Raw genomic sequence first — 24482 nt, 5'->3', positions numbered from 1 at the left:
CTACTCCAACCAGTTCTCGAGCTTCAGCTTGCCGATCCGGCTGAACGCGGCCATATTGGCTGTCACCAGCGTGGAACCTGACGCGCAGGCGTGAGCAGCGATAAAGAGGTCGTTGTGGCCGATGGTCTCGCCCCTGCCTTCCAGTTCGGCGCGCAGCGCGCCGTACTCGGCATCCGCCGGCACATCGAGCGGCAGCACCGGAATCTCGTCCAGCAGTTCCTCGACCTTCTTGAGCAACTTGGCCGATCCCTTCCTGGCGCAGCCGTACCGAAGTTCCGAAGCGACGACGATGCTGGTGCACACGGCGGCGTCTCCCACGCGCGCCATGACGCCGGCGGCTTTGCCGCCTGGGTTTCGGATCATGTCGCTTATGATGTTTGTGTCGAGCATAAACCGCATCAAAAAATGTCCTCGGGTCCGACAGGACTATCCTTGATCTCTGGGAAGTCATCCTCAGGACCGAGCGGGGCTTCCTTCGCCCACTGGGCGAGCAGCGCCGTGAGACCTGATTTACGAATGGGCTCTATGACAAGACGGTCGCCCTCGCGGCTGATCAGGACCTTGTCGCCGGGGAGTTCGAACTCGACTGGAATCCGCACCGCCTGGCTGCGGTTGTTGCGAAACAGCTTCGCCTCCTTCGGCGGCATCGCTGCATGGCGTTGTTGGCTCATCACGGCATTCCCTTGTATATGCCATATGTATATGCCAAGGCGCCGAAGCGCAATCTTTTTGCCTATGGATATCGCTCCACGATGACTCTTGCTGGAAAGAAATCCTAATAAGCGACTGTTCCGGCGGTGACTTTTCTCACGTGATGCCATCTAACCGGCGCGCGTGTCTCGCCGCGCAACAGCGCCACGGCTATCATTCACAATTGCCATATTTTCCTCGGAGCCTGTTTTCATGAAGCGTCTGTTGCTCGGCATCGCGGCTGTTGCCGGTCTCGTCCTCGCGTCCTCCCAGGCCTGGTCGGCCGACAAGCTTTTGAATGCCTCCTATGATGTCGGCCGCGAGCTGTTCGTCGACATCAACAAGGCCTTCATCGCCAAGCACCCCGGCGTGACGGTCGACCAGTCGCACGCCGGCACCTCGGCGCAGGCGCGCGCGATCGCCGAAGGTCTTGGCGCCGATGTCGTCACCTTCAACCAGGTCACCGATGTCGACTTCCTGGTCAAGAAGGGCCTCGTCTCGGCCGATTGGCAGAAGAATTTCCCGGACAACGCCTCGCCCTTCTATTCGCTGCCGTCCTTCCTGGTGCGCGCCGGCAATCCCAAGCATATCAAGGACTGGAACGATCTGGTGCGCGACGACGTGCAGGTGATCTTCCCGAACCCGAAGACATCCGGCAATGCGCGCTACACCTATCTCGCCGCCACCGCCTACGCCAAGGAAGCGTTCAAGGGCGACGACGCCAAGGTGAAGGAGTTCATCACTAAGCTCTTCAACAACGTGCCGATCTTCGACACCGGCGGCCGCGCCGCCACCACCACTTTCGTCCAGCGCGAGATCGGCGACGTGCTGATCACCTTCGAGTCGGAGACGCGCGGCATTCGCAAGGAGTATGGCGACGACAAGTTCGAGCAGGTCACGCCTTCGGTCAGCCTGCTGGCCGAGTTCCCCGTAGCGGTCGTCGACAAGGTCGCCGACGAGCATGGCAGCCGCGATCTCGCCAAGACCTATCTCGACTTCCTCTACACGCCCGAGGGCCAGGAGATCGCCGCCGGAAACGGCTTGCGGGTTCGTGACGCGACGGTCGCCGCCAGGCACAAGGCGGACTTCCCGGATGTCCGGTTGCTGACCGAGGAGGACGTCTTTGGCGGCTGGGACAAGGTTCAGAAAGAGCATTTCGCCGCCGGCGGGCTGCTCGATCAGGCCTACGGCAGCCGCTGAAAAGCTCCGCAATCATGAAGAGCAAGAAAGCCGGCTTTGCCGGCTTTCTTCATGTAAGCGGGGCTGCATGAGTTCGCGGGGGAAATCCCAACCCCAAATGTGAAAAACGTTACGAAGAAGCAACGCGTTTGTGCCTAAGCTCCGGTGCGAATTGTTGGGCCAGGCGGCGTCAGGCGGTCAAACTGTCATGATTTGCACACAAACAACCGCCAGATGCAGGCGCATTGGGGTTTGATGAACTGAATCGGGCATGCTGACCAAAAAAGGCAAATACGGCCTCAAGGCCCTCGTGCATCTTTCCGGCCTGCCGGCTGGCCAGCTTGCATTCGTCAACGACATCGCCGTCGCCAACAACATCCCGAAGAAATTCCTGGATGCGATTCTGGGCGAGTTGCGCAATGCCGGTTTCGTCCAGAGCCGCAAGGGCAAGGAAGGCGGTTACCGCCTCGCCCGTCCCGCTTCCGAGATCAAGATCGGCCATGTCGTGCGCGTGCTCGACGGGCCGCTGGCGCCGATCCCTTGCGCCAGCCGCACGCAATACCAGCGCTGCGAGGATTGCGACGAGGCCACCTGCCAGGTCCGCCACATGATGCTGGAAGTGCGCCAGGCGATCGCCGAGGTGCTCGACAACCGCAGCCTCGCCGCCATGCGCGACGCCGACAACGACGATTTTCCGGCTGAGCTCACGTCTCAGATTTGAAGCAGCCCGAGGAAGCGTAGAGTAGCCAGGATCGGCCGCTTCGCCGTAACCTTCCGTTTCGCAATTGCGCCCAGTGACAAGCCGCGGCCTGCCCTCGGTTGCCAGTCTACCGCGGACGCAGTAAAGCGGCTGGAGGATGAAACGGGGCTCAGACGCATGAGGCTGCCTTGGCTTGGCAATTCCCGTAAGGCCAGCCGGCAGCCATCGTCGAACGACATCTATCACACCGAGATCACGGCCGACGTGCCGGTGCCGGAGCGCGACGAGTCCGTTCGCTTCTTCAGCCGCAAGGCTGTGCGCCCCGGCAAATTGCGTCGCTTCACCAATCGGGATCCGCGCGAGAGCCTGTTGTCCTGTTTCTATCTCGGCGTCGCGGCGATGCTGCCGGTCTCCTGGTGGAGCCCGATCTGCAGCTGGGTGTCCAGGCTCAGGCGCAAGCGCCACTTCCGCAAGGAGTTTGCCCGTTACGACGTCGCGGTGAAGGCCGTGCTCGGCGATGCCGTCGACACGAAAGGCATGTTCGAGGCGCAACTCGCCGCCGTTCACCGCCGGCGGCTGACGCTTGCGGCACATCTCGTCGCCGGCTGGCGCTGGTCGCCGGCGATCCGGCTCGAAGGCCTCGAGGCTCTGCAACAAGCCCTGCGCAACGGGCGCGGCGCCATCGTGTGGTGCGACCAGTTCACGGCGCAGACGATCATGGGCAAGCGCGCCCTACATGAGGCCGGCGTCGATGCCCATCAGGTGAGCGCGCGTTATCACGGCTTCTCGCCGAGCAAGTTCGGCCTGCGCGTGATCAACCCGCCGCTGGTCAGGCTCGAAAACCGCTTCCTGAAAAGCCGGATCGTCTTTGAGCGCACCGACGCCTATCAGGTCACCACGCGCATCCAGAAGGTGCTGAAAGCAAACGGCGTGGTGCTGATGACCAACACCGTCTATGCCGGCTCCGCCTTCACCGAGGCCGCCATGGGCGAGCGCGGCTGGACCCACCTCGCCTCGGCGCCGGCAAATTTCGCCGCGCGCGCCGGTGCTGCGCTGTTTCATATGGCGACCATCGAGACGGCGCCCTTTCGCGAATATAGGGCGATCATCAAAGAACTGAGCGCGAGTCCAGGGGCGCCCGCATCGCCTGCCAAGGACACGGCAGGGAAGAACCTCGTCGTTCAGGCGGGATTTATCCTGTCGAAGCGCGACCGGATGCTGGAGACGCTCAAGCTCTGTCCTGAACAGATGATGGCCTGGTCGAGCGCCGTGCGGCTGACCGAGCAGCCAGCCGAAGCCGCGATCGGCAACGACCAAGCCTGATTACCACCTGATCTAGCGGACGATCTCTTGCAGGATTCCTGCAACACTTCGCGTTCCGTCGACCGTCACGGCTCGTTCGTCCGCCGCAGGCTCCTCCAGCGTGGCGAACTGGCTGTCGACCAGGCTTGCGGGCATGAAATGGCCCTTGCGATCGGCGACCCGTCGCCAGGCGGTCTCCCGATCGATCCTGAGATAGAGGAAGACTGTGTCGGGACAGAAGCGGCTCAGCCGGTCGCGATAGCCACGCTTCAGCGCCGAGCACGCCGCCACCGCCTTCCGCCCGCCGGCAACCGAGGCCGCGACACGCTCGCCTATGGCGTCGAGCCAGCCCGCGCGCAACGCATCGGTCAGCGGCTCGCCGCGCGCCATGCGCGCCACATTCTCCGGCGGATGCAGCAGGTCTCCTTCGATGAAGTCGGCGCCCAGCGCCTTGGCGAGCGCCTCGCCGACGGCGGTCTTGCCGCAGCCGGCAACGCCCATCACGACGATGGCGGGTGCCGTCCGAAGATCGTTCATGCCAGGCTCCGGGATCTGCGGTCTTGCGTTCGCCTCGTCCACGGTCAGCGGCTTGCCGGCGCGCGCCCGTAGAGCAGGAGCATGGCGACGATGACGACACCATAGATGATCTGCCGTCCGGCCTCGGGCATCTGCATGACCGAAAGGATGGATTGCAGGAGCGTGATCAGGATCACGCCGGCCACCGTGCCCAGATAGGAGCCGCGCCCGCCCAGGATCGATGTGCCGCCCAGGACAACCGCCGCGATCGACGGCAGGAGATAGGCATCGCCCATGGACTGCGCCGCCTTGGATGCATAGCCCGCCAGAAGCACGCCGCCAAAGGCAGACAGCCCGCCGGAGACGGCGAAGGCGATCATGACGACGCGACGCGTGTCGATGCCCGAAAGATAAGCGGCGCGCTCACGGTTGCCGATGCCGTAAACGGCGCGGCCGAAGCTGGTGCGGGTCAGCGCGAAGACCATCGCGGCGCCGATCAGCGCCCAGATGATGACGGCATTGGGAACACCTGGAATGGTGAAACCGGTTGCCAGGTAGCGCATCGCGGCGGTCGCCGAATCCTGTGGCGAGAAGCCGCCTGTGTAGACCACCATCAGCCCTTGCGCCACGGCATTGGTGGCTAAGGTAATGATCATCGAGGGGATGCGCAGATAGGCGACACCGATGCCGTTGACGATGCCGATCGCCACGCCGCACAGGACGCCGAAGGGGATGGCGAGAGCAACGCCGACCGACCCGTAAGCAGCGGCCGCGCAGGCCATCATGGCGCCGGCGGCCACGGCCCATGGCACGGAAAGGTCGATCTGGCCAAGCAGGATGACCAGCATCATCCCGGTGGCGATGACGCCGAGGAAAGACGCGACCTTCAATTGTTGCAGGAGATATTCGGGCGACAGGAAGTTGCGCGAATAGAGGCTGCCGAGCAGGAGCAGGACCACGATGCAGGCAAAGGCCGTCAGCACGGCCGGGTCGGCGCGCCGGATGAATTTGGGCATGCGGCCGGCAATGCCGCCCATAATGCCGCCATGCGTCGTCTCGCTCACAGGAACCACTCCAGCCGGTTGCGTACCCGAAACAGCGCGAAGGCGCCAAGGCTGACCGCGATCAACAGGATAACGCCCTGGAACAACGGCTGCCAGAGCGGATCGAAATCGAAGACGAACAAGAGGTCGCCGATGGTGCGGAAGGCAAGCGCGCCGAAGATCGCGCCGATGGCGCTGCCCTTGCCGCCGAACAGCGACACGCCGCCGAGCACGACGGCGGCGATCGAGAACAGCGTGTAGGCGTTGCCGCTGGCATAGGCCGCCTCGCCTGTATAGGTGAAGAAGGTCAGGAACAGTCCGCCGATGGCCGCAAGCAGGCCGGCAAGCGTATAAGCCAGCAACTTGCCTCTGCGGATCGGCACCCCGGACATGTAGGCCGCCGTCTCCGACGAACCCGCGGCATAAGCGGCGCGCCCAAGTTCGGAGCGACTGAACGGCACCCAGACGACAAACACGATGACGAGCAGCGCCACCAGGCTCGCCGGCACGATGCCGAAGAAACGCCCGGTCAGGAAATCGGCAAGATCCTCGTTGACCGAACCACCGGGAACGGGGCGCAAAAGCAAAGCCAGGCCGAAATAGACGGCGCCCGTGGCGATGGTGGCGACGATCGGCTGCAGCCGCCCGTAAATGACGATGGCGCCGTTGACCGCCCCGCAGATGAGCCCGGTGCCCAGCACCGCCAGCACGCCGAACGCCGTCTCCAGGCCGGTGCCGACCACCAGCCATGAAGCCATGCAGTTGGTCAGCGTGAAGATCATGCCGACCGACAGATCGATGCCAGCGGTGATCACCACCAATGTCTGCGCCATCGCGACGAAGGCGAGCAGCACGCCCTTGTTGGCGGCCGTCTGCACGACGTTGGCGGTGAAGCCGGCCGGATGATTTCCGCTGTAGATGGCGAACATGACGATGAAGATGCCGAAGGCCAAAAGCGTTCCGCGTTGTTCGGCCAGCCGGTAGCGCCAATCCTTCACGCGTGCTCTCCCTGCCCGATGCGGACGTCATCGCCGTGGATGTTGAGCGCGCTGGCGATAAGCGCGTGCTCGGTGAGCCCGGCGCCGACCAGCTCGCGCTTGACCGCGCCGTCATAGAGCACGAGTACGCGGTCGCAGCAGCCGATCAGCTCGTCATAGTCCGTCGAATAGAACAGGATCGCGGCACCCGCATCCGCGAGCTTGCGCATCAGTTGGTAGAGCTCCTGCTTGGTGCCGACATCGATGCCGCGCGTCGGATCGTTGAGCAGGATGATGCGCGGCTGCCGCATCAGCCATTTGGCGATCACCACTTTCTGCTGGTTGCCGCCGGAAAGCGCGCCGACCGGAATGTCCAGGCCCGCCGTCTTGATCGCCAGCAGCCCGACCATGTCGTCGATCAGGCGCTGTTCCGCGGCGCGGTCGATGATGCCGGCCTTGGATAACCGGTCGAGCGCGGCAAACGACAGGTTCTCGCGCACCGTCATCGGCAGCATCAGTCCTTCGGTCTTGCGATCCTCGGGGATCAGCGCCATGCCGATGCGGCCGTGGCTGGCCGCGGTCGGGCTGGCGATCGAAACCGGCTTGCCGTCGATCAGCACCTCGCCGCGCAGGCCGCGCAGCACGCCGAAGAAGGCAAGCAGCAATTCACGCTGACCCTGCCCGTCGAGACCGCCCAGGCCCACAACCTCCCCTGCCCTGACGCTCAGCGAAATATTGTCCAGCCGGTCGGCCCAGGAGAGATTGCGCGCTTCGAGCACCGTCGCAGCGGCCGGGGCGGAAGTGGGTTTCGGCGGGAAGATATGGCTGTATTCGCGGCCGATCATCAGCTCGACCACCTCATTGTCGCTCTTCGCGCCGGCCGGGTAGCTGGCGACGTTGCGGCCGTTGCGGAACACCGTGCAATGGTCGGCGAGTTCCGCGATCTCGTTCATGCGATGCGAGATGTAGAGCAGCGCCAGCCCTTCCGAGCGCAGCCGTTTCAACACCTCGAAGACCCTGGCGACGTCCGCCGCCGTCAGCGCCGAGGTCGCCTCGTCGAGGATCAGGATGCGCGGCTTCCGGGCCAGCGCCTTGGCGATTTCCACCATCTGCCGGCGCGACAGCGGCAGGTCCTTGACCAGCGCGCGGGGATGAATGTCGGAAGCGCCGGCGCGTGCCAGCGCTTCCTCAGCGATCTTCCGCTGCGCCTTGCGGTCGATCATGCCGAAACGCTTGGGTGGATTGGAAATGACGATGTTGTCGGCGACGCTGAGCTCCGGAATCAGCGACAGCTCCTGGAAAATGCAGACGATGCCGGCCTGGTTGGCGGCGGCAGGCGAAGCGAAGGTGACCTCGCTTCCGTCCAGCGTCATGCGCCCTTCATCCGGCGCCACGACGCCCGCCATGACCTTGATCAGCGTCGATTTGCCGGCGCCGTTCTCGCCGAGGATGGCGTGAATGCTGCCGGCGGTGACCGTCAGCTCGGCCTTTTCCAAGGCCCGCACGCCGCCATAGCGCTTGGATATGCCTTCCATGCGGAAGAGCGGAGCCGTGCCGTCCATCAGCCCTCCCGGCCGGTTTCGATTTGGCAATAGGGAGACAGTGCCGCGGGCTCGCCGCGGCACTGTCCGGTCAGACTATTTATTTTCCTTGGTCTGGCCCATGATTTCCTGCGCGGTGAAATTGATGCCGCAGGTCGGGAAGGAATTGCCGACGAAGAAATTGTCGGACTGGTCGGGGAAGAAATCCTGACCCGCCTTGAAGTTCGGATCCTCGACGATAGCCAAAGGCAGCTTGACCGATTGCGGCACGACATTGCCTTCGAGCGCGGCAATCGCCGTCTTGATGGCGACCGCCACCTGGGCCGGGCCGGTACCGGCGGACGAGCATTTCAGCCCGTCGGCCGCATGCGCGGCGCAGAATTTGCGGAAGCCGTTTTCCGTCTCGCCGCCGAACGGCACGAACGGATGCTTGGCGTCGATCATCGCCTGCACGATGCCGGTGTCGCCGCCTTGCCCGGTGATGCCGTCGAACGGGCCGCTGGTGGCGATCGCGTCGGCCGTGGCCTTCTGCGCCACGCCGTCATCCCACTTGCCGACGACCTCGGTGACAGCCCACTTCTTGCCGGAACCGTCGAGCACTTCATGGATGCCATTGTGGCGGTCGGTGTCGACCGAAGTGCCGGCGACGCCGCGCACCTCGAGCACCTTGCCGCCGTTCGGCACATGCGCGACCAGCCACTTGCCCCAGAGCTCGCCGAGACCCTTCTGATCCACATTGACGTTGATGGCGTCCTTGGTGTCGAGGATGTTGTCGAAGGCGACAAGCACGACACCGGCTTCCTTGGCGCGCTTGATGACCGGCCCGAATGCGGTCGGGTTCTGCGCGTTGACGACGATGGCGTCAAAGCCGGAATCGATGAAGTTGTTGATCGCCGAGATCTGTGCCGGCACATCCTCGCCGGTCGACACGACCTTGAATTCCTTGAGCTTCTTGGCGACATCGGGCTGCGCCGCATAGGCCTTGGCCGTCTGGATCATCTGGATGCGCCAGGTGTTGGCGATGTAGCCGTTGGCAAGCGCGATGCGGTAGGGACCGTCCTTCTTCGGAAACTTGAAAAACTGCGTGTCGGCCGACCACGGCGCGAAGCAGTCCGGCTCGGCCGCAGGCCCTTTGACGACTTCGGGTCCGGCGATCGCCGACGAACTCAGCATGGCGAATGCTGCGGCGGCAATGACGCCGCCAACGAGTGACTTGATCATCGATATTCCTCCCAGTTGCAGTTCTGCTTGTTATGAATCTTGGCGATACCAGTCGGCATCCTCCGGCCAACCAAAAAACCCGCACAGGACGGCCTGGCCGCCCTGGTCTTCCTTGCCCCCTCATCTTTTCTTGGCAATTTAGAAAACTATCATATTATACATAATAAACAAGCACGGATCTGTTGCTTATGTATAATAAACAGCCTTCCCGCCTCGCCGAACCTTTGCCGGTATGCAAATGGTAGCGCTACCATATCAGGCTGTAAAGCATCATCTTAAGAACCAACAGTACCGCGTCAGCGCCCGGTGCTCTCGCGCCGCATCAGCTCGAAACCGAGATCGACGATCCGCTGTTCCGGCCGGTTTCCGGCGATCGCCGACAGCGCCATGGCGACGGCACGGGTGCCGATTTCATAGCGATGCGTGCGCACGCTGGTGATCGACGGAAACGACACCTGCATCATGTCGAGATCGTTGAAGCCGACAATGCCGATCTGCTTCGGCACGTCGATCGACGCGCGATGGCATTCGAACAGAACGCCAAGCGCGATATCGTCATTGTTGCAGAACACGCCGTCCAGCGTCGGCATCTTGGCCAGCGCGTCGCGGAACAACTCGCGCCCGAGCGTCACGCTTGACGGCACCGGCGTTGTGGTGATCAGCCGCGCGTCGAACAGGCCGGCGGCCTCCATCGCGGCGCGGTAGCCGGCAAGGCGCCGCTGCGAACGCGGATCCATCCGCGCGCCGATGAAGCCGATCTTGCGGTATCCGGCTTGCAGCAGGTGTTCGGCGGCGGTCCTGCCGCCGTCGAGATGCGAGAAGCCGACCATCATGTCGACCGGGTCCGGTCCGGTCTCCATCACCTGCACCACCGGGCAGCCGGCATTCTCCAGCAGTCGTCGCGCGCTGGGCGTCTGGTCGATGCCGGCCACGATCAGCGCCGCCGGGCGTTGCGATCCGAAGACCTGCAGCAGCCGCTCTTCCTCCAAGCCTGAATAATGGGTGTTGCCGATCTGGATGCGGAACGGACTGTCTGAAAGGCTGTCATAGATGCCGCGCACCACCTCGGCGAAGACGTTGTTGGTCAGCGAGGGCACCAGCACGCCGAACACCTCCGCGCGCGCCGAGGCAAGCGCGCGGGCATTCGGGTCAGGCACATAGCCGAGTTCGTCGACCGCGGCCTGTATCTGCCGTCGAAGGTCTTCCGACACGCGCCCGGGCTCACGCAACGCACGCGACACGGTGATCGCGCCGACACCGGCCTTGCGCGCCACGTCGGCAATGGTCGGACGGCCGCCGCCACGGCGGGAGCGCGGCTTGGTCAAGGACGGGCCTCGTGCGTCAAATCCCGTCTGCTGCGCGCTTGCAATGCCATTGACCCTGGTGTCGCCATCTCGCAGGCTTGTGCCACGTTCCCTGCCCTTGGCGTCGCGCAGCCGCGATTTGTTGTCAAGCTGAGGGCATTTCCAGGAGAAGCGCCGGCGCGAGCCGTCAGGCCATGACGACGCCGCTGCGCCTTGCCCTCCAGAACACCACGACCATCATCAGGATGTTGAGCAGGTTCCAGCCAATTCCGTTGAGGAACGCTGCCGCGTAAGACCCGGTGAGATCGTAGATCCAGCCCGACATCCAGCCGCCGATGGCCATGCCGAAAATGGTCGCCATGATGACGATGCCAACGCGCTGGCCGGCCTCCTTGGCAGGCATGTATTCCCGCACGATGATCGCATAGCAGGGCACGATGCCGCCTTGCGACAGGCCGAACACCAGCGAGACGACATAGAGCGAGGCAAGACCGTCGAAGGGAATGTAGAAGAACAGCGACAGGCACTGCAGCACCGAGCCGATCAGCAAGGTCTTCACCCCGCCGATGCGGTCGGCGACGAAGCCGGAAACAAGGCGGCTGACGACGCCGGCGGCCATCATGATCGACAGCATGTCGGCGCCGTGGGCGACGCCATAGCCGAGGTCCATGCAATAGGCGACGATATGCACCTGCGGCATCGACATCGCCACGCAACAGCCAAGACCGGCTATGACGAGCAGCGCCTGAAGGGCGGCCGGCGACAATGAAATCGGCTGGACCGGGCGTGCGCCTGGCGAGCCTGCGACGACCACCGGGGCGCGACGTCGCAGCATTATGACCAGCGGCGCCATAGTCACCAGGCAAGCGATGCCGATAGCCACATAGGTGAAGCGCCAACCCTCCGCCTTCATCAGCGGCGGTATGATTGCTGGCCAGACCGTTCCGGCGAGATAGCTGCCGGCCGCGGCCGTAGCCACGGCAACGCCGCGCCGGCGGTTGAACCAGTGCGAGATGTCGGCGATCAGCGGTCCGAAAATCGCCGATGTCCCCACCCCGATGAGCAAGCCTTGGGCGAGCGTGAATTGCACGATCGAAGTGGAGAGCGACGCCAGCGCGAAGCCGGCAACCAGGGCCATCGAGGAAACCAGCGCCGGGATCCAGTAACCGACGCGGTCGATGGCGCGGCCGACCAGCACATTGCCGGCGGCGAAGCCGACCATGGTAGCGGTGTAAGGCATCGAGGCGGCGGCACGATCGACGCCGAACTCGGCCTGCACGGCGGGCAGGACCACGACTACGGCCCACATGCCGACGCCGCCGATTGTCGCCAGCAGCAAGGAAATGCCGAGCCGCGTCCACGCGTAGAAGCTGTCTATGCCCGCGTTGTTTGCCGCGTTTCCTGGAATTGTCGTCACGGCGTTTCCTGTCCACGATTTCTTCGAGATCGGGTGTTTGAGCGCACTATCGGCCCATTTTCCGGGCCGAGCAGCGCCACGACCGGCAAATCCGTGGCTCCAGAACCGGGAACCCGCCTCACCTCATGGGGTTTCTTTGAAGGAAGGAGTTTGTCATGACCGCCAAGAAGAAATGGTCGGCCGACGTGACGGAGCACAGCGACGCCCTCGATCTCGAGGAGCACGTCTTCGAATCCGACGACGCGAAGAAGATCGCCGCATCGCTCAAGCGCTCGGCCGAGCACAGCCACCGCCGCAAGGCTGAGCCGTTCCAATCCGCCATGTCGATGTTGAATTTCTACATCAACCGTGCCGGCAAGAATCTGCCTGACGAGCGTAAGAAGGTGCTGGAAAAAGCGAAGGACGAGCTGCGTGTCGCCTTCGGTCGCGAAAAGCAGGATTGAGGATTGCTGAGAGCGGCTAGCACCAGTTCCTCAACGTAGGGATCTGGAAATATTGCAAGCTTGTCGGGCAAGGCTATCAACGTCCGTTTGGGGTAGTCAGCGCAAACGCTGGCGATGAGCTGAAGACCCCAACCTCGTCATTCCAGGGCGGAGCTACGCGAAGCGGAGCGTAGGCCCTAGAATCCATGCCGTTACATCGACCGAAGTGTGCAACGGTGCAGAATTCTGGACCGCTGCAGCGCTTCCAAGTCACGGCATGGATCGTCGGGTCTGCGCGCGTCGCTTCGCTCCTTGCTCCGCCCGTGGATGACGACCGCGATAGGCGTCTTGGCCAATCGCCAACGCATGGGATCTGCCTATGGACGCATGGGCAGCGGTCAAAGTTTCTGCGCTGGAGAACTGGCCCAGTACAAGGCCTCAGCGCGACTGGATCACTTCGTCGGTATTGGCCAGCAGCTTGCGCACCGCATTGCGCGCCGCGTCCGGCCTTTGCAGGCGGATACTGCGTTCGATCGCCTCATGCAGCTTCTGGGCGTGCTGCAGATTGTCGAGCTCCCGCGTCGTGTAGGTGAAGAGATGGTCGAAGGCGGATTCGATCAAGACGCCCAGCGGCACCAGGAGGTCGTTGCCCGAAGCCCTGAGGATGGCAAGGTGGAAGCGCGTGTCGGCCCGCGTGCGCTCCTGCAGGTTGGTCGCCTCGCCCATCTCGCGACAGGCCTGGCTGATCTCGGCCATCTGCTCGCGGGTGCGCCGGATCGCCGCGAAGGCCGTCGCCTCCGGCTCGATGATGTGGCGGAACTCCTGCACGGTCTTGAGGAACACCTCGCGGTCCGGCGAGGTCGCATACCAGGCGAGCACGTCGCGGTCGAGAAGGTTCCAGCGTTCCTTCGGTTCGACCCAGCTGCCGATCTTCGGTCGCGAGGCCAGAAGGCTCTTTGCCATCAGCATCTTGATCGCCTCGCGCACCGCCGAGCGGCTGACGTCGAAGGTCTCCGACCATTTGGCCTCATTGGGCAGGATAGTGCCCGGCGGATAGTCGCCGCGCACGATCCGAAGGCCGATTTCGCTCGCAAGCGACGCATGCACGCTGGCGCCCGGGATGCGTGACGCGTTGGCCCTGCGAACGCCGGACGGACGCTCGTCCGCTGCCATTTTCGTCGGCCTCTTTTCGTTGTTCGGCTTAGCGTCCCGCATGGTTCCACAAAATCCCGTTTTCAGAAGCTGTCAAGCACGGCAAGCCCGCTTTGCCGCAATGCGCGAGGATGTGCACAGATCAACCGGCATTTGCCGCCGGCTCACGCCGTCTTGACGTATTTGCGCCAGCTGTGCTGCGGCCGGAAGCCAAGCACATCGCGCGCCTTGCGGTTCGAAAGCAGCGTCTCATATTCGCCAAGTTCGGCCTTGACCGGCACGCCCGGATAAAAGCGCTTCAACAGCTCCGCCGTCGGCAGGTCCGACGAGGTGTCGTCGTTGGCCGCGTTGAACACCTGATAGCCCAGGCCGTCCTTCTCGATGGCGCGCACGGTAATCTGGCCGAGATCGCGCGCATCGATATAGCTCCAGGCGATTCGCTTGCGGAAACCGGGATCGGCGAACCATTTCGGGAATAGCGAATATTCATGCGGCTCGATGACATTGCCGATGCGCAGCGCATAGATGTCGAAGCCGCTGCGCAAAGCGAAGGCCCGCGCGGTCTTCTCGTTGACGATCTTCGACAGCGCATAGGAGTCCATCGGGTCGACGTCATAATCCTCGTCGAGCGGGAAATGCGTCGGATTGCGTGGCTCGTTGGCGAAGACAAGACCGTAGGTCGTCTCGCTGGAAGCGATAATAACCTTGCGGATGCCGAGCTTCACCGCCGCCTCGATAACATTGTAGGTGCCCATCGCGTTGATGCGGAACACCTCGTTGTCCGGCGTGATCATGATGCGCGGGATCGCCGCGAAATGCACTACGGCGTCGACCGGCTGCGCCCTCAGCGACGGGTCGAACTCGTGCAGGCCCATATAGCTCGACAGCGCGTTGAAAACCTGGCCGCTGTCGGTGATGTCGGCGATCAAAGTGCGCACCTTCGGATTGTCGAGCGGCTTGGTGTCGATGTTGAGCACCTGGCAGCCATGTTCGACCAGATATTCCACGACATGCCGGCCAGCCTTGCCGCTGCCGCCGGTGAACATGATCCGCTTCGTCATTTTGCTCTCCACAATGCTAGGTAATTATGTGTATTGTCAGACAATATGGCATTCTGCGATCGCCCGCCACCCGCGATCCGCGGAAACCTTCTCGACAATCGCCCGCCGCGCGGGCCGCCCATCACCATGAAAGACAGGGAAGAGACGACATGAGCACCACCGCTGCCCGCGAGAACATCGGTTTCATCGGCCTTGGCCTGATGGGGCACGGCATCGCCAAGAACATCGTCGACAAGGGCTATCCGCTGACTTTCCTCGGTCGCAAGAACCGCAAGCCGGCGGAAGACTTGGCCGGACGCGGCGCCACGGAGGTTGCCACGTCCAAGGACGTGGCCGCGGCCTCCGACATCGTCTTCATCTGCGTCACCGGCTCGCGCGAGGTGGAGGCGATCATCCGCGGCCCCGGCGGGTTGAAGGAGGGCCTGAAGCAAGGCTCGGTCGTCGTCGATTGCTCGACCTCCGATCCGGTCTCGACCGTGGCCCTGGCCGCCGAACTCAAGGCGCTCGGCGTCGACTATGTCGATGCGCCGCTCAGCCGCACGCCGAAGGAGGCTTGGGAAGGCACGCTCGACGCCATGGTCGGCGCGCCGGACGCCGTGTTCGCCAGGTTGAAGCCGGTGCTCGAGACCTGGGCCGGCCGCATCGTCCATATCGGCGATACCGGCGACGGCCACCGCATGAAGCTGCTCAACAACTTCATCTCGTTGGGCTACGCCGCGATCTATTCCGAGGCGCTGGCGCTGGCCGAGAAGGTCGGCATCTCGCCGCCGCGCTTCGACAGCGTCATTCGCAACGGCCGCATGGATTGCGGCTTCTACCAGACCTTCATGCGCTGGACGCTGGAGGGCGACCGCGACGCGCACAAGTTCACCATCGCCAACGCCTTCAAGGACCTGACCTATCTGGAATCGATGGCGGGCGCGGCGGGCATCGCCAACCCTCTGGGCAACGCGACCAAGAATTCCTTTGCGACAGCCTTCGCCACCGGCCCCACGGAACAGTATGTGCCGATGCTCGCCACGCATGTCGGCAAGCTTAACGGCGTCGACCTGATGCCTTCGAAGGACGGCGTGAAGCAGAAGATCTGAGACGAAAGCGCCCTTCATCAAGAAATCAGGGGCGCCTCGCGGCGCCCCTGTTGCATTGGTTATGGATGCGACCAGCGCCTACTTCTGGATGCAGGTGTCGGCCGTTTCCTTGGTGCATTCGTCGAGGCCCGTGAAGACCGGATCGTCGACCTTCTTGCCGCCGACGAGGTCGATCATCACCGAAGGCGCCTTGTAGCCCATTTCGAACGGCCGCTGACCGACCAGCGCGGTGACAAGTCCTTCCTTGGCGATCGCCACCTCGTCGCCGATCGTGTCGGCGGCGCCGATGACGAACTCGTTCTTGGCGATCTTGTCGGCCATCGGCTTGAACAGGTCGCGATAGGGCTGCGGGGCGCCGAACAGCGGCCAGCCGCCCATAATGCCGAAGGCGTCGAGCTTCGGGTTGGCGGCGAGGATGTCGGTCATCGCCTGCACGCCCTTGGCGCCGTCGTCGTTGGTGAACACCGGGCAGCCGGGAGCTTCGGTCCAGCCGCCTTCGCCGGCAAGTGCCGCAAGACCTTCCTTCCCGGTCAGCGCATCGCGCATGCCTTGCGCGCGGCGCAGGATGTTGTCGGCCGCCGGATTGCCCTCGATCGTGCAGATCGTGCCGCCATTCGGCTTGGCCTTCTTGATGTACTCGCCGATCTTCTTGCCCATCAGGTAGTTGTCGGTGCCGAGATAGGTCTTGCGAAGGGCGGCGTCTTCCTTGGCAAGGTCGGCGTCGACCGTCATGATCGGGATCGACGGATTGGCGCTCTTGATCGTCTGCGCGATCAGCGGCGCGTTCGACGGCGAGATCGCCATCGCCACCGTGTCTGGCTTGCTCAGCATATCCTGCACGATCTGCGCCTCGCCGGCCTCGTCGGAAGTCGATGCCGGGCCGGTGTAGAAGCATTCATATTCCGAGCTGGCGTTTTCCTTGTTCCACTTCTCGCAGCCCTGATGGATGGCTTCGAAGAACGGATTGTCGAGACCCTTCACAACGATGACGAGCTGTTTCTTGGCCAAAGCCGGCCCGGCGCCCAACGCCATGGCGGCGACGGCGGCAAGCAAAAGTGTTTTCCTCATGTCAGTCCTCCCTTGAAACAGACGGACACCGCGTGCCCGCCACACTGATCAACCCGGATACACAAGAACCACGACGAGCATCTCATGATGTTCGCGCCCCGCGCCGGGCTGATAAGCATTTGCCGATCCGTCCGCCCGAATATCGATGCAGCCGAATCCTTTACCCTCAAACCATCTGCCTGCCTCCGCCGTATAGACGGACGATTGGCGAAGTCTTGTTCCGAGGCTTAGCTAATATCGGCTTTTCGCCAGCGTCAATTGCTATTTGTCCTACAAAACCGATTTTTCGTCGAGTCTCGAAATTAATCGTCAGACAATTGATTGACGCCCCGTCCGCTTTTGCCTAAATGCGTGGATGCACCGTTCCGGAGGAGATGGACGGGACAAGGACGCAAGCGGCGCCGGGTTCGGTGGCCAGTTGCGCCAATAAGGGGAGGCTTAAGGCTGGTGTCGGTTCTGGAACTCGCCAACATCTCGAAGCATTTCGGCGCCATCCAGGCGGTCAACGATGTGTCGTTTTCGCTGGAAGCCGGCGAAGTCGTCGGCCTGATGGGCGATAACGGCGCTGGCAAGTCGACGCTGGTGAAGATGATCGCTGGCAATTTCCACCCGAGCCACGGCACCATGCGGCTGGACGGCAAGGACCTTGTCCTGCACAAGCCCGCGGATGCGCGCCAGCACGGCATCGAGATTGTCCACCAGGACCTCGCGCTCTGCAACAACCTGACCGCCGCGGCCAACGTCTATCTCGGCCGCGAGCTGCGCCGCGGCTTCGGTCCGCTGCGCATTCTCGACTATGGCGCGATGTACAAGCGCGCCGGCCAGCTCTTTGCCGAGTTGAAATCCGAGACGCGGCCGCGCGACCTCGTCAAGCAGATGTCGGGCGGCCAGCGCCAGGCGGTGGCGATTGCCCGCACCATGCTGTCGCAGGCCAAGATCGTGCTGATGGATGAGCCGACGGCGGCGATTTCGGTCAGGCAGGTCGCCGAAGTGCTCAATCTCATCCGCCACCTGCGCGACCAGGGCATCGCCGTGGTGCTGATCAGCCACCGCATGCCCGACGTGTTCGACGTCGCCGACCGTGTTATCGTCATGCGGCGCGGCCGCAAGGTGGCCGACAAGAAAATCGCCTCGAGCTCGCCCGAGGAAGTCACCGGGCTGATCACCGGCGCCATCGAACAGGTTGCGTAGTCGCGTGGATCGGGCGTCCACGCCTCAGGAAAGGTCGATAATGGCAGTCACACTTGACCAGACGATCGCGCAGAAGCAGCACACCTTCCTGTCGCGGCTCTTTGCCAACCAGACTTTCTGGGTGGTGATCGCGGTCATCCTCGCCTGCCTGTTCCTGTCCGTCGCCACCGATTCCTTCGCCACGTCGAAGAACATCTTCAACATCACGCGCAATATCACCTTCGTCGCCATCGTCGCGCTCGGCATGACCTTCGTCATCATCACCGGCGGCATCGACCTTTCGGTCGGCTCGGTGCTTTGCCTTTCCTCGATGGTGCTCGCCGTCACCATGCATGCCGGCTATTCGATCGAGGTGGGCATCCTGGCCTCGATCGCCACCGCGCTTGCGATCGGCGCCTTCAACGGCCTGCTCATCGCCTATCTCGGCTTCCCGCCTTTCGTGGTCACGCTCGGCATGCTGTCGGTGGCGCGCAGCCTTGCCATGGTCGCCTCGAACAACACCGTGGTCTTCCAGTTCGGGCCGGACCACCAGAAGCTTCTGGCCCTGGGCGGCGGTGCCTGGCTTTTCGGCATCGCCAATCCGGTGCTCTACATGATCCTCCTGGCGGCGATCACCGGCTTCATCCTGCGCTGGACCAAGTTCGGCCGGCACATCTTCGCCATCGGCGGCAATGAGCATGCGGCGACGCTGACCGGTGTTCCCGTCAAGCAGATCAAGGTCGTCGTCTATATGATCTCGGCGCTGTCGGCAGGGCTTGCCGGCATCATCCAGACCGGATGGCTGGGCGCCGTCACCACCAATCTCGGCAACGGCATGGAGCTCCAGGTGATTGCCGCCACCGTCATCGGCGGCGCCAATCTGGCCGGCGGCGTCGGCACCGCGCTCGGCGCCATCGTCGGCGCGGCGCTGATCGAGGTGATCCGCAACAGCCTCGGCCTGCTCGGCATCAACGCCTTCTGGCAAGGCACTTTCATCGGCGGCGCGATCATCCTGGCGGTGCTGTTCGACCGCATCCGAAATTTCAGGCGTAGTGACTAGCTTCCCCTTCTCCCCCTGTGGGAGAAGGTGGATCGGCGCGATAGCGCCGAGACGGATGAGGGGTGTTCCAGCGGAGTGAGACGCTGGTTTTCCCTGGAGCACCCCTCATCCGTCGCCTTCGGCGATACCTTCTCCCACAAGAGGAGAAGGGAACGCGCCTATCGCCCAGTCTGAAAATCCGCCCCGGCCGGGCGATGCGAGATGGCCACCATTCCTGTCTGCCTTGACGCAGCCTCACCCCAGCCGCACAATCCCCCGGCAGGCGAAGGGAGGCCAGTCGCCTGCGGGAGGAACGATACCCATGACGGACGCGATCAGGCTCTACTGGGGCCGGTTCGGACATGTTTCCGTGCTCAATGTCGCCAATGACTTTGTCACCCATGCCCATGGCGAGGCGCATCTCATCATCTGGCTGGAAGGCACGGCAGGCGAAATGACCATCGGCCGCGAAACAGTGCGGCTTGGGCCTGGCACCGCGGCCGGCATCAATTCGTTCCAGCCGCACAGCCACGCCCTTTCCCACGACGGCAAGCCCGGCCTGTTCCTCGCCTTCTATATCGACCCGGATTGGGCGCGCCGGCGCCGCGACCTGCCCTCCTCCGCGCCGCTGTTCACGCAAGCCGCGATCACGCTGGAGCCCTGGCTGCACCAAGCGGCGGCGAACCTGCTCGATCACCTCACCGACAATGAAAGCATCGACGACGTCGCCAATTACGAGATCGAGCGTTTCATCGACAGCGTTCTCGACGCGGCCGATACATCCGCCCCACAGATAGCCCGCGCGCGCATCAACACGATGCTCGATTTCCGCGTCCGCAAGGCGATCCAGCTGATGAAGGCCAATGTCTGCGAGCGCATCTCCTTCGACGACGTCGCCCGTTCGGTTGGCCTGTCTAGGCCGCACTTTTTCGCGCTCTTCAAGGAACAGACCAACCTGACGCCGAACGTCTACTGGAACACGCTGCGCATGGAGGAAGCCGTGCGCCAGCTGCAGTGGTCGCAGGAACCGCTGATCTCCGTCGCCTGCAACCTCGGCTTCACCACCCAGGGCAATTTCTCGCGCTTCTTCCGAGACCATGTCGGCGTGCCGCCGACGCTCTACCGTGAAGCCGCGCGGGCGACGGCCTAAGGCCTGTCGCCCAGAAGTGTGCAGCGGTTCTGGGACAACGACAGGCATTAAACAACGACTCGACGCGCCTGTTTTTCCGACTGGTTGATACGCCTTCAGGTACGTGAGCACCGGAAGCGCAGGAAGCCGCCATTTGCAGGCCGGCATCACCTGAATCTCGACGCGCCGGTTTTTCCGACTGGTTGATAGGCGTTCAAGACGCATTGATAAGCGCCGGCCCACCGGCCGCCCTAGTCTGCTCCCGATCTCCAAGAGGACAGTCTATGGCGAAAGTCACCATCTCCAGCGTCATCGACGCGCCGGTCGAGCAGGTCTGGGCACGCATCCGCGACTTCAACGGTTTGCCCAGTTGGCATCCGCGCATGGTGGAAAGCCATATCGAGGACGGCAAGGACGCCACGACGATCGGCTGCGTGCGCAACTTCCAACTGGTCAGCGGCGCGCGGCTGCGCGAGAAGCTGCTCGACTTCTCGGATGAGAACTTCCTGGTCAGCTATTCGATCCTCGAGACGCCGCAGCCGCTCACCAACCATAAGGCGATGCTGCAGTTGCGGCGCGTCACCGACGGCAACCGCACCTATGCCGAATGGACAGCGAGCTTCGACGCCGCGCCCGAAGAGGCCGACAAGCTGGCCGAGGGCATGGGCGCCAATGTCTTCCAGGGCGGCTTCAATGCCCTGAAGGCCCATTTCGCCGGCAAGAACTGACGGAGCGTGCCATGTCGCTTACGCTGCAGGCTTTTTCGAGCGTGAAAGACGCCAATGCCGCCTTGCAGGCAGCCGGCACGCGTTATCTTGGCGGGGGCACGCTGGTGGTGCGCACGGCCAATGAAGGCGACGTTTCCGTCTCCAGCCTGATCCGCGTCAATGATCCCGGCCTCTCGCAGATCGCGGTTTCCGGCGGCAAGGTCCGGCTCGGCGCTTCGGTCACCATGGCCGCGATTGCCCGCCATCCCGAGCTTGCCGCGCTCGCGCCGGCCGCGCGCGCCGTCGGCGGGCCGGCGATCCGCAACATGGCGACGGTCGGCGGCAATCTGTTCGCCCCTGCCCCTTACGGCGATTTCGCCGTGGCGCTGCTGGCGCTGGACGCGACCGTCGTCACCGAAGACGGCGAACTGCCGGTCGAGACTTTTTTGGCCGATCGCGGCACCAGCCGCGCCATCGTCTCGGCTGTCGGCTTTTCATTGCCCAAAGCCGAGAGCTTCCGCTTCCTGAAAGTATCGCGCGTCAAGCCGAAAGGTGTGTCGGTGCTGAGCATCGCCGCACGTCTGGAGCTCGCGACGGACGGCACGGTGACCTCGGCGCGCATCGCGCTGGGCTGCATGGCCGATCGTCCAATGCGCGCTTTAGCGGCCGAAAAGGCGCTGCTCGGCTGCAAGCTCACGCCGCAGGAAATCGCGCCGGCGCTGGTGGCCGCGAGCGAAGGCATCGCGCCGATCACCGACCCGATCGCCAGCGCCTGGTATCGCGCCGAGGTCCTGCCGGTCCATCTCGGCCGGCTGCTGCTTGACTAATATCCGTGGGGGACGCGCGTCTGCCCGGCCGATCCGGGCAGGCGCGCAGGGAGGAAAAATGGCAAAAGTACCTGTCCAATTCACACTCAACGGTTCCGAAAAAGCCGAGTTCGTCGAAAGCGGCACGACGCTGCTCCACGCGCTGCGCGAAAAGATCGGCGACACCTCGCCCAAGGGCGGTTGCCACCAAGGCACCTGCGGCGCCTGCTCGGTCATCATCGACGGCGAACTCAGGCTCTCCTGCCTGACGCTGGCCGAGACCTGCGGCGGCGCCGACATTAAAACGACGGCCGGCCTCGCCGAAGGCGGCGTCCTGCATCCGCTGCAGCGCGCCTTCCTCGATGCCTTCGCCACGCAATGCGGCTTCTGCACGCCGGGCATGATCATGGCCGCGAAAGTGCTGCTCGACCGCACGCCGAATCCGACCCGGGAAGACGTGGTCGAGGCGCTGTCCGGCAACATCTGTCGCTGCACCGGCTACGAGCCGATCATCCAGGCGGTGCTGCTTGCGGCGCGCGCCAACTCGCAGAACGCCGCTTGAGGGAACGAGCCATGGAGTTGCGCAAGGATTATTTCGCCGATGTCCGCAAGGACGGCCTGCATGAGATCGGCCAGGGTCGCCCGCGGCTCGACTCGCCGGGACACGTCACCGGCAAGACCGCTTATTTCGCCGACCGAAACTTCCCGGGCATGCTGCATCTGAAGATGGTGCGCAGCCCGCACCACCATGCCCGCATCCGCTCGATCGACACGTCCGAAGCGGAGAATCATCCGGGCGTGGTGCGCGTGCTGACCGCCAAGGATGTGCCGCACAATGTCTACACCATCCTGATCCTGATCCAGATCGGCCCCGAGGACGAAACCGTGCTCGCCGACGGCAAGGTGCGCTGGAAGGGCGAGGCCGTGGTGGCGGTATTGGCCGAGACCGAGCGCGCCGCGCAGGAAGCCGCCGCCAAGGTCAAGGTCGACTACGAGGTGCTGCCGGCGGTCTTCGACATGGAGGAGGCGCTGAAGCCCGGCGCGCCTTTGGTCAACGAATATCACGGCCAGAATTACTATCTCTATGACAGCGGCGAGTGCCGCAAGGTGCGCTTCGGCGATGTCGAGGCAGGCCTTGCCCAGGCCGACCACATCCTCGAACAGTCCTACCAGTCCTCGCCGATCGAGCACGCGCCGACCGAAACCACGGGCTGCGTGGTGGCGCCGGAAGGCAATGACCGCTTCACCTGCTACACCAACACGCAGGCGATGTTCTTCACGCTCGACAACACCTCGATCATCCTGCAGATGCCGGGCTCGAAACTGCATTTCGTCGGCGGCACAGTCGGCGGCGGTTTTGGTGGCAAGGTCGACGTCATCGTCGAGCCGATCGCTATCCTCGCGGCCAAGCTAACCGGACGCCCGGTCTGTTTTATCTACAGCCGGGAGGAGGAGATGCAGATCTCCTCGCCGCGCGCGGCCGAGAAGGTGATCATCAAGGACGGCGTGATGGAGGACGGCCGCATCGTCGCGCGCAAGGTGACCGGCTACACCGACGCCGGCGCCTATTCGCGCCACTCGCCCTATGGCGCGCAGAAGGGCGCCGCTCACTATCCCGGTCCCTACACGATCCCGAACGTCTGGATCGACACCTATTGCGTCTACACCAACCGTACCCCTTCGTCGGCCATGCGCGGCTTCGGCGTCACCATCGGCGACTTCGCGCTCGAGGTGCAGATGGACAAGCTGGCGCGGCTGATCGGCATGGACCCGCTCGAATTTCGCTTCGTCAACGCCTATCGCGACGGCGACATGAAGGCGCATCGCCAGCCGACGGAGGGTGCGGCGCTGATCGAATGCATGCAGGAAGCCTCGCGCGTCGCCAACTGGCCGGTGGCGGAAAAGTATATGGCGATGTCCTCCTACAGGAAGGAAGCCTGAGATGGCGATCCGGCGTGGACGCGGCATCGCCGCGATCAACTATCCGACCGGCATGAATCTCGGCGGCGATCCGACGCAGGCGCTGGTCCACTCGACGCCGACCGGCAATTTCATGGTGACGTTGTCCAGCGTCGACCTGGGCCAAGGCATGAAGCAGATCATGGCGCAGATCTGCGCCGAGACGATCGGCGTGCCGACCGACCGCGTCGTCATCGACACCGCCGACACCGACACCGGCCCGCACTGCATGGGCACCTTCGCCTCGCGCGGCACGCACCGCGCCGGCAATGCCGTCATCCAGGCGGCCAAGGAAGCCCGCCAGGTGATGCTGGAGGTGGCCGCCGAGGAGCTGGAGGTGAACGCCTCCGACCTTGAGACCGACGGTCAGGGCAACATCCAGGTGAAGGGCGCGCCGCAGAAATCGATCTCGATCTTCGACGTGGCGCTGTCGGCTCATTTCAAGCGCGGCCGCTCGATCTCGGGGCGCGGCATGTTCCTCATCCCGCGCTCCTACCCGGAGAAGGAGACCGGCGCGATGAAACCCTCCACCTGCTACGCCCATGCCTGCACGGTGGCCGAGGTCGAGGTCGACGACGAGACCGGCGAGGTGACGGTGCTTACCGTGAAGAACGTCTTCGAGATCGGCCGCGCACTCAACCCGAAGATGGTCGAGCAGCAATTGGTCGGCGGCTCGTGGATGGGCATCAGCCATGCGCTCTACGAGACGACCGAACCTTATTACCCGAACCGCGACCATGGCGGCACCGACTTCAACCAGTATCTGATGCCGGGCCCCGGCGATCTGGCCGAGACTGAGATCATCGTGCTGGAACGTCCCTCTGCCGATGGGCCGTTCGGCGCCAAGGGACCGGGCGAGATGTGCGCCAACCCGCAGATTCCGGCCGTCGCCAATGCCGTCTTCGACGCGGTCGGCGTGCGCATCGACACCTTGCCGATCACGCCCGAGCGCATCCTGCGCGCGCTGAAGGCGCAGGCCGCGGGCTAAGGG

25 protein-coding genes are annotated in these 24482 nt (G+C 63.7%); 13 read left to right on the top strand and 12 right to left on the bottom strand.

The features are described from left to right. Both FJ419_RS24835 and FJ419_RS24830 read right to left on the bottom strand, forming a co-directional pair. On the bottom strand, positions 1–399 hold the full coding sequence (locus FJ419_RS24835) for a type II toxin-antitoxin system VapC family toxin (RefSeq protein WP_140699328.1): 399 nt from the start codon (positions 397–399) through the stop codon (positions 1–3). Beyond that, complete coding sequence (locus FJ419_RS24830; RefSeq protein WP_140699325.1) at positions 399–671, bottom strand: antitoxin; 273 nt, start codon at positions 669–671, stop codon at positions 399–401. Before FJ419_RS24830 ends, FJ419_RS24835 begins: the two co-directional genes overlap by 1 nt. A gap of 232 nt (positions 672–903) precedes the next feature. On the opposite strand from FJ419_RS24830, the gene FJ419_RS24825 reads away from it, so the two are divergent. From FJ419_RS24825 to FJ419_RS24815, 3 genes are all read left to right on the top strand, one after another. Further along, a complete protein-coding gene (locus FJ419_RS24825; RefSeq protein ID WP_140699322.1) occupies positions 904–1890 on the top strand; it encodes a sulfate ABC transporter substrate-binding protein in 987 nt (328 codons plus the stop codon). Positions 1891–2140: 250 nt separating this feature from the next. Next, on the top strand, positions 2141–2590 hold the full coding sequence (locus tag FJ419_RS24820; RefSeq protein ID WP_040984137.1) for an Rrf2 family transcriptional regulator: 450 nt from the start codon (positions 2141–2143) through the stop codon (positions 2588–2590). Between the two features lie 156 nt (positions 2591–2746). Next, a complete protein-coding gene (locus FJ419_RS24815) occupies positions 2747–3892 on the top strand; it encodes a hypothetical protein (protein WP_140699319.1) in 1146 nt (381 codons plus the stop codon). A gap of 12 nt (positions 3893–3904) precedes the next feature. Here the strand turns inward: FJ419_RS24815 and FJ419_RS24810 are convergent, their stop codons facing one another. The 7 genes from FJ419_RS24810 to FJ419_RS24780 all read right to left on the bottom strand — a co-directional run bounded on the left by FJ419_RS24810 (position 3905) and on the right by FJ419_RS24780 (position 11890). Beyond that, positions 3905–4408 (bottom strand): gluconokinase, encoded by a 504-nt coding sequence (locus FJ419_RS24810; RefSeq protein ID WP_246679345.1) that lies wholly within the window; start codon positions 4406–4408, stop codon positions 3905–3907. A gap of 44 nt (positions 4409–4452) precedes the next feature. Further along, positions 4453–5451, bottom strand: a complete 999-nt coding sequence (locus FJ419_RS24805) for an ABC transporter permease (RefSeq protein ID WP_140630726.1) — start codon at positions 5449–5451, stop codon at positions 4453–4455. Next, positions 5448–6428 (bottom strand): ABC transporter permease, encoded by a 981-nt coding sequence (locus tag FJ419_RS24800; protein WP_140699317.1) that lies wholly within the window; start codon positions 6426–6428, stop codon positions 5448–5450. The genes FJ419_RS24805 and FJ419_RS24800 overlap by 4 nt, the downstream gene beginning before the upstream one ends. After that, positions 6425–7969: a sugar ABC transporter ATP-binding protein gene (locus FJ419_RS24795; RefSeq protein WP_140699314.1), complete on the bottom strand. Its 1545-nt coding sequence runs from the start codon at positions 7967–7969 to the stop codon at positions 6425–6427. The genes FJ419_RS24800 and FJ419_RS24795 overlap by 4 nt, the downstream gene beginning before the upstream one ends. A gap of 75 nt (positions 7970–8044) precedes the next feature. Beyond that, positions 8045–9169, bottom strand: coding sequence for a sugar ABC transporter substrate-binding protein (locus FJ419_RS24790; protein WP_140546343.1), 1125 nt, complete (start codon positions 9167–9169; stop codon positions 8045–8047). A gap of 296 nt (positions 9170–9465) precedes the next feature. Further along, on the bottom strand, positions 9466–10494 hold the full coding sequence (locus tag FJ419_RS24785; protein ID WP_140699311.1) for a LacI family DNA-binding transcriptional regulator: 1029 nt from the start codon (positions 10492–10494) through the stop codon (positions 9466–9468). A 166-nt stretch (positions 10495–10660) separates the two neighbouring features. Further along, on the bottom strand, positions 10661–11890 hold the full coding sequence (locus tag FJ419_RS24780; RefSeq protein ID WP_181170799.1) for an MFS transporter: 1230 nt from the start codon (positions 11888–11890) through the stop codon (positions 10661–10663). Between the two features lie 155 nt (positions 11891–12045). Here FJ419_RS24780 and FJ419_RS24775 point away from each other — a divergent pair, with 155 nt between their 5' ends. After that, the gene (locus FJ419_RS24775; RefSeq protein WP_140544432.1) at positions 12046–12333 is read left to right on the top strand and encodes a DUF3175 domain-containing protein; all 288 of its coding nucleotides are present in this window, start codon (positions 12046–12048) and stop codon (positions 12331–12333) included. Between the two features lie 417 nt (positions 12334–12750). On the opposite strand, the gene FJ419_RS24770 is transcribed toward FJ419_RS24775, so the two are convergent. Together FJ419_RS24770 and FJ419_RS24765 are read right to left on the bottom strand one after the other, a co-directional pair. Beyond that, a complete protein-coding gene (locus tag FJ419_RS24770; protein ID WP_140699309.1) occupies positions 12751–13527 on the bottom strand; it encodes a FadR/GntR family transcriptional regulator in 777 nt (258 codons plus the stop codon). A 101-nt stretch (positions 13528–13628) separates the two neighbouring features. After that, entirely contained in the window at positions 13629–14525 is an 897-nt protein-coding gene (locus FJ419_RS24765) for an NAD(P)-dependent oxidoreductase (RefSeq protein WP_140699306.1), read from the bottom strand. Between the two features lie 26 nt (positions 14526–14551). Here FJ419_RS24765 and FJ419_RS24760 point away from each other — a divergent pair, with 26 nt between their 5' ends. Further along, entirely contained in the window at positions 14552–15613 is a 1062-nt protein-coding gene (locus FJ419_RS24760; RefSeq protein ID WP_281405834.1) for an NAD(P)-dependent oxidoreductase, read from the top strand. Between the two features lie 78 nt (positions 15614–15691). On the opposite strand, the gene FJ419_RS24755 is transcribed toward FJ419_RS24760, so the two are convergent. Beyond that, the gene (locus tag FJ419_RS24755; protein WP_140699300.1) at positions 15692–16681 is read right to left on the bottom strand and encodes a sugar-binding protein; all 990 of its coding nucleotides are present in this window, start codon (positions 16679–16681) and stop codon (positions 15692–15694) included. A 447-nt stretch (positions 16682–17128) separates the two neighbouring features. On the opposite strand from FJ419_RS24755, the gene FJ419_RS24750 reads away from it, so the two are divergent. The 8 genes from FJ419_RS24750 to FJ419_RS31475 all read left to right on the top strand — a co-directional run bounded on the left by FJ419_RS24750 (position 17129) and on the right by FJ419_RS31475 (position 24479). Next, entirely contained in the window at positions 17129–17872 is a 744-nt protein-coding gene (locus FJ419_RS24750) for an ATP-binding cassette domain-containing protein (RefSeq protein WP_140544422.1), read from the top strand. A gap of 40 nt (positions 17873–17912) precedes the next feature. Then, positions 17913–18911, top strand: a complete 999-nt coding sequence (locus FJ419_RS24745; protein ID WP_140544420.1) for an ABC transporter permease — start codon at positions 17913–17915, stop codon at positions 18909–18911. A 301-nt stretch (positions 18912–19212) separates the two neighbouring features. After that, on the top strand, positions 19213–20040 hold the full coding sequence (locus FJ419_RS24740; protein WP_140630692.1) for an AraC family transcriptional regulator: 828 nt from the start codon (positions 19213–19215) through the stop codon (positions 20038–20040). Positions 20041–20303: 263 nt separating this feature from the next. Then, complete coding sequence (locus FJ419_RS24735) at positions 20304–20747, top strand: SRPBCC family protein (RefSeq protein ID WP_140699297.1); 444 nt, start codon at positions 20304–20306, stop codon at positions 20745–20747. Between the two features lie 11 nt (positions 20748–20758). Then, a complete protein-coding gene (locus tag FJ419_RS24730) occupies positions 20759–21553 on the top strand; it encodes an FAD binding domain-containing protein (RefSeq protein ID WP_140699295.1) in 795 nt (264 codons plus the stop codon). A gap of 58 nt (positions 21554–21611) precedes the next feature. Beyond that, positions 21612–22094, top strand: a complete 483-nt coding sequence (locus tag FJ419_RS24725; protein ID WP_140699292.1) for a (2Fe-2S)-binding protein — start codon at positions 21612–21614, stop codon at positions 22092–22094. A gap of 11 nt (positions 22095–22105) precedes the next feature. Continuing rightward, positions 22106–23473, top strand: coding sequence for a xanthine dehydrogenase family protein molybdopterin-binding subunit (locus FJ419_RS31480; RefSeq protein ID WP_140699289.1), 1368 nt, complete (start codon positions 22106–22108; stop codon positions 23471–23473). 1 nt (position 23474) lies between these two features. Further along, positions 23475–24479, top strand: coding sequence for a molybdopterin cofactor-binding domain-containing protein (locus FJ419_RS31475; RefSeq protein WP_140699286.1), 1005 nt, complete (start codon positions 23475–23477; stop codon positions 24477–24479). The last annotated feature ends 3 nt before the right edge of the window (positions 24480–24482 follow it).

Source organism: Mesorhizobium sp. B2-6-2, from assembly GCF_006440615.1.
Taxonomy (GTDB): Bacteria; Pseudomonadota; Alphaproteobacteria; order Rhizobiales; family Rhizobiaceae; genus Mesorhizobium.
Note: the sequence above shows the minus strand (reverse complement) of the source record. Positions and strands in the feature narration are given on the sequence as shown.

What these genes read in the sequence shown, in the direction of transcription:
- FJ419_RS24830 (WP_140699325.1), bottom strand. Translation starts at nt 671, where the DNA reads ATGAGCCAACAACGCCATGCAGCGATGCCGCCGAAGGAGGCGAAGCTG.
- FJ419_RS24725 (WP_140699292.1), top strand. Translation starts at nt 21,612, where the DNA reads ATGGCAAAAGTACCTGTCCAATTCACACTCAACGGTTCCGAAAAAGCC.
- FJ419_RS24760 (WP_281405834.1), top strand. Translation starts at nt 14,552, where the DNA reads ATGTGTATTGTCAGACAATATGGCATTCTGCGATCGCCCGCCACCCGC.
- FJ419_RS24770 (WP_140699309.1), bottom strand. Translation starts at nt 13,527, where the DNA reads ATGCGGGACGCTAAGCCGAACAACGAAAAGAGGCCGACGAAAATGGCA.
- FJ419_RS24740 (WP_140630692.1), top strand. Translation starts at nt 19,213, where the DNA reads ATGACGGACGCGATCAGGCTCTACTGGGGCCGGTTCGGACATGTTTCC.
- FJ419_RS31480 (WP_140699289.1), top strand. Translation starts at nt 22,106, where the DNA reads ATGGAGTTGCGCAAGGATTATTTCGCCGATGTCCGCAAGGACGGCCTG.
- FJ419_RS24835 (WP_140699328.1), bottom strand. Translation starts at nt 399, where the DNA reads ATGCGGTTTATGCTCGACACAAACATCATAAGCGACATGATCCGAAAC.
- FJ419_RS24790 (WP_140546343.1), bottom strand. Translation starts at nt 9,169, where the DNA reads ATGATCAAGTCACTCGTTGGCGGCGTCATTGCCGCCGCAGCATTCGCC.
- FJ419_RS24815 (WP_140699319.1), top strand. Translation starts at nt 2,747, where the DNA reads ATGAGGCTGCCTTGGCTTGGCAATTCCCGTAAGGCCAGCCGGCAGCCA.
- FJ419_RS24825 (WP_140699322.1), top strand. Translation starts at nt 904, where the DNA reads ATGAAGCGTCTGTTGCTCGGCATCGCGGCTGTTGCCGGTCTCGTCCTC.
- FJ419_RS24735 (WP_140699297.1), top strand. Translation starts at nt 20,304, where the DNA reads ATGGCGAAAGTCACCATCTCCAGCGTCATCGACGCGCCGGTCGAGCAG.
- FJ419_RS24775 (WP_140544432.1), top strand. Translation starts at nt 12,046, where the DNA reads ATGACCGCCAAGAAGAAATGGTCGGCCGACGTGACGGAGCACAGCGAC.
- FJ419_RS24795 (WP_140699314.1), bottom strand. Translation starts at nt 7,969, where the DNA reads ATGGACGGCACGGCTCCGCTCTTCCGCATGGAAGGCATATCCAAGCGC.
- FJ419_RS24810 (WP_246679345.1), bottom strand. Translation starts at nt 4,408, where the DNA reads ATGAACGATCTTCGGACGGCACCCGCCATCGTCGTGATGGGCGTTGCC.
- FJ419_RS24730 (WP_140699295.1), top strand. Translation starts at nt 20,759, where the DNA reads ATGTCGCTTACGCTGCAGGCTTTTTCGAGCGTGAAAGACGCCAATGCC.
- FJ419_RS24755 (WP_140699300.1), bottom strand. Translation starts at nt 16,681, where the DNA reads ATGAGGAAAACACTTTTGCTTGCCGCCGTCGCCGCCATGGCGTTGGGC.
- FJ419_RS24745 (WP_140544420.1), top strand. Translation starts at nt 17,913, where the DNA reads ATGGCAGTCACACTTGACCAGACGATCGCGCAGAAGCAGCACACCTTC.
- FJ419_RS31475 (WP_140699286.1), top strand. Translation starts at nt 23,475, where the DNA reads ATGGCGATCCGGCGTGGACGCGGCATCGCCGCGATCAACTATCCGACC.
- FJ419_RS24765 (WP_140699306.1), bottom strand. Translation starts at nt 14,525, where the DNA reads ATGACGAAGCGGATCATGTTCACCGGCGGCAGCGGCAAGGCTGGCCGG.
- FJ419_RS24820 (WP_040984137.1), top strand. Translation starts at nt 2,141, where the DNA reads ATGCTGACCAAAAAAGGCAAATACGGCCTCAAGGCCCTCGTGCATCTT.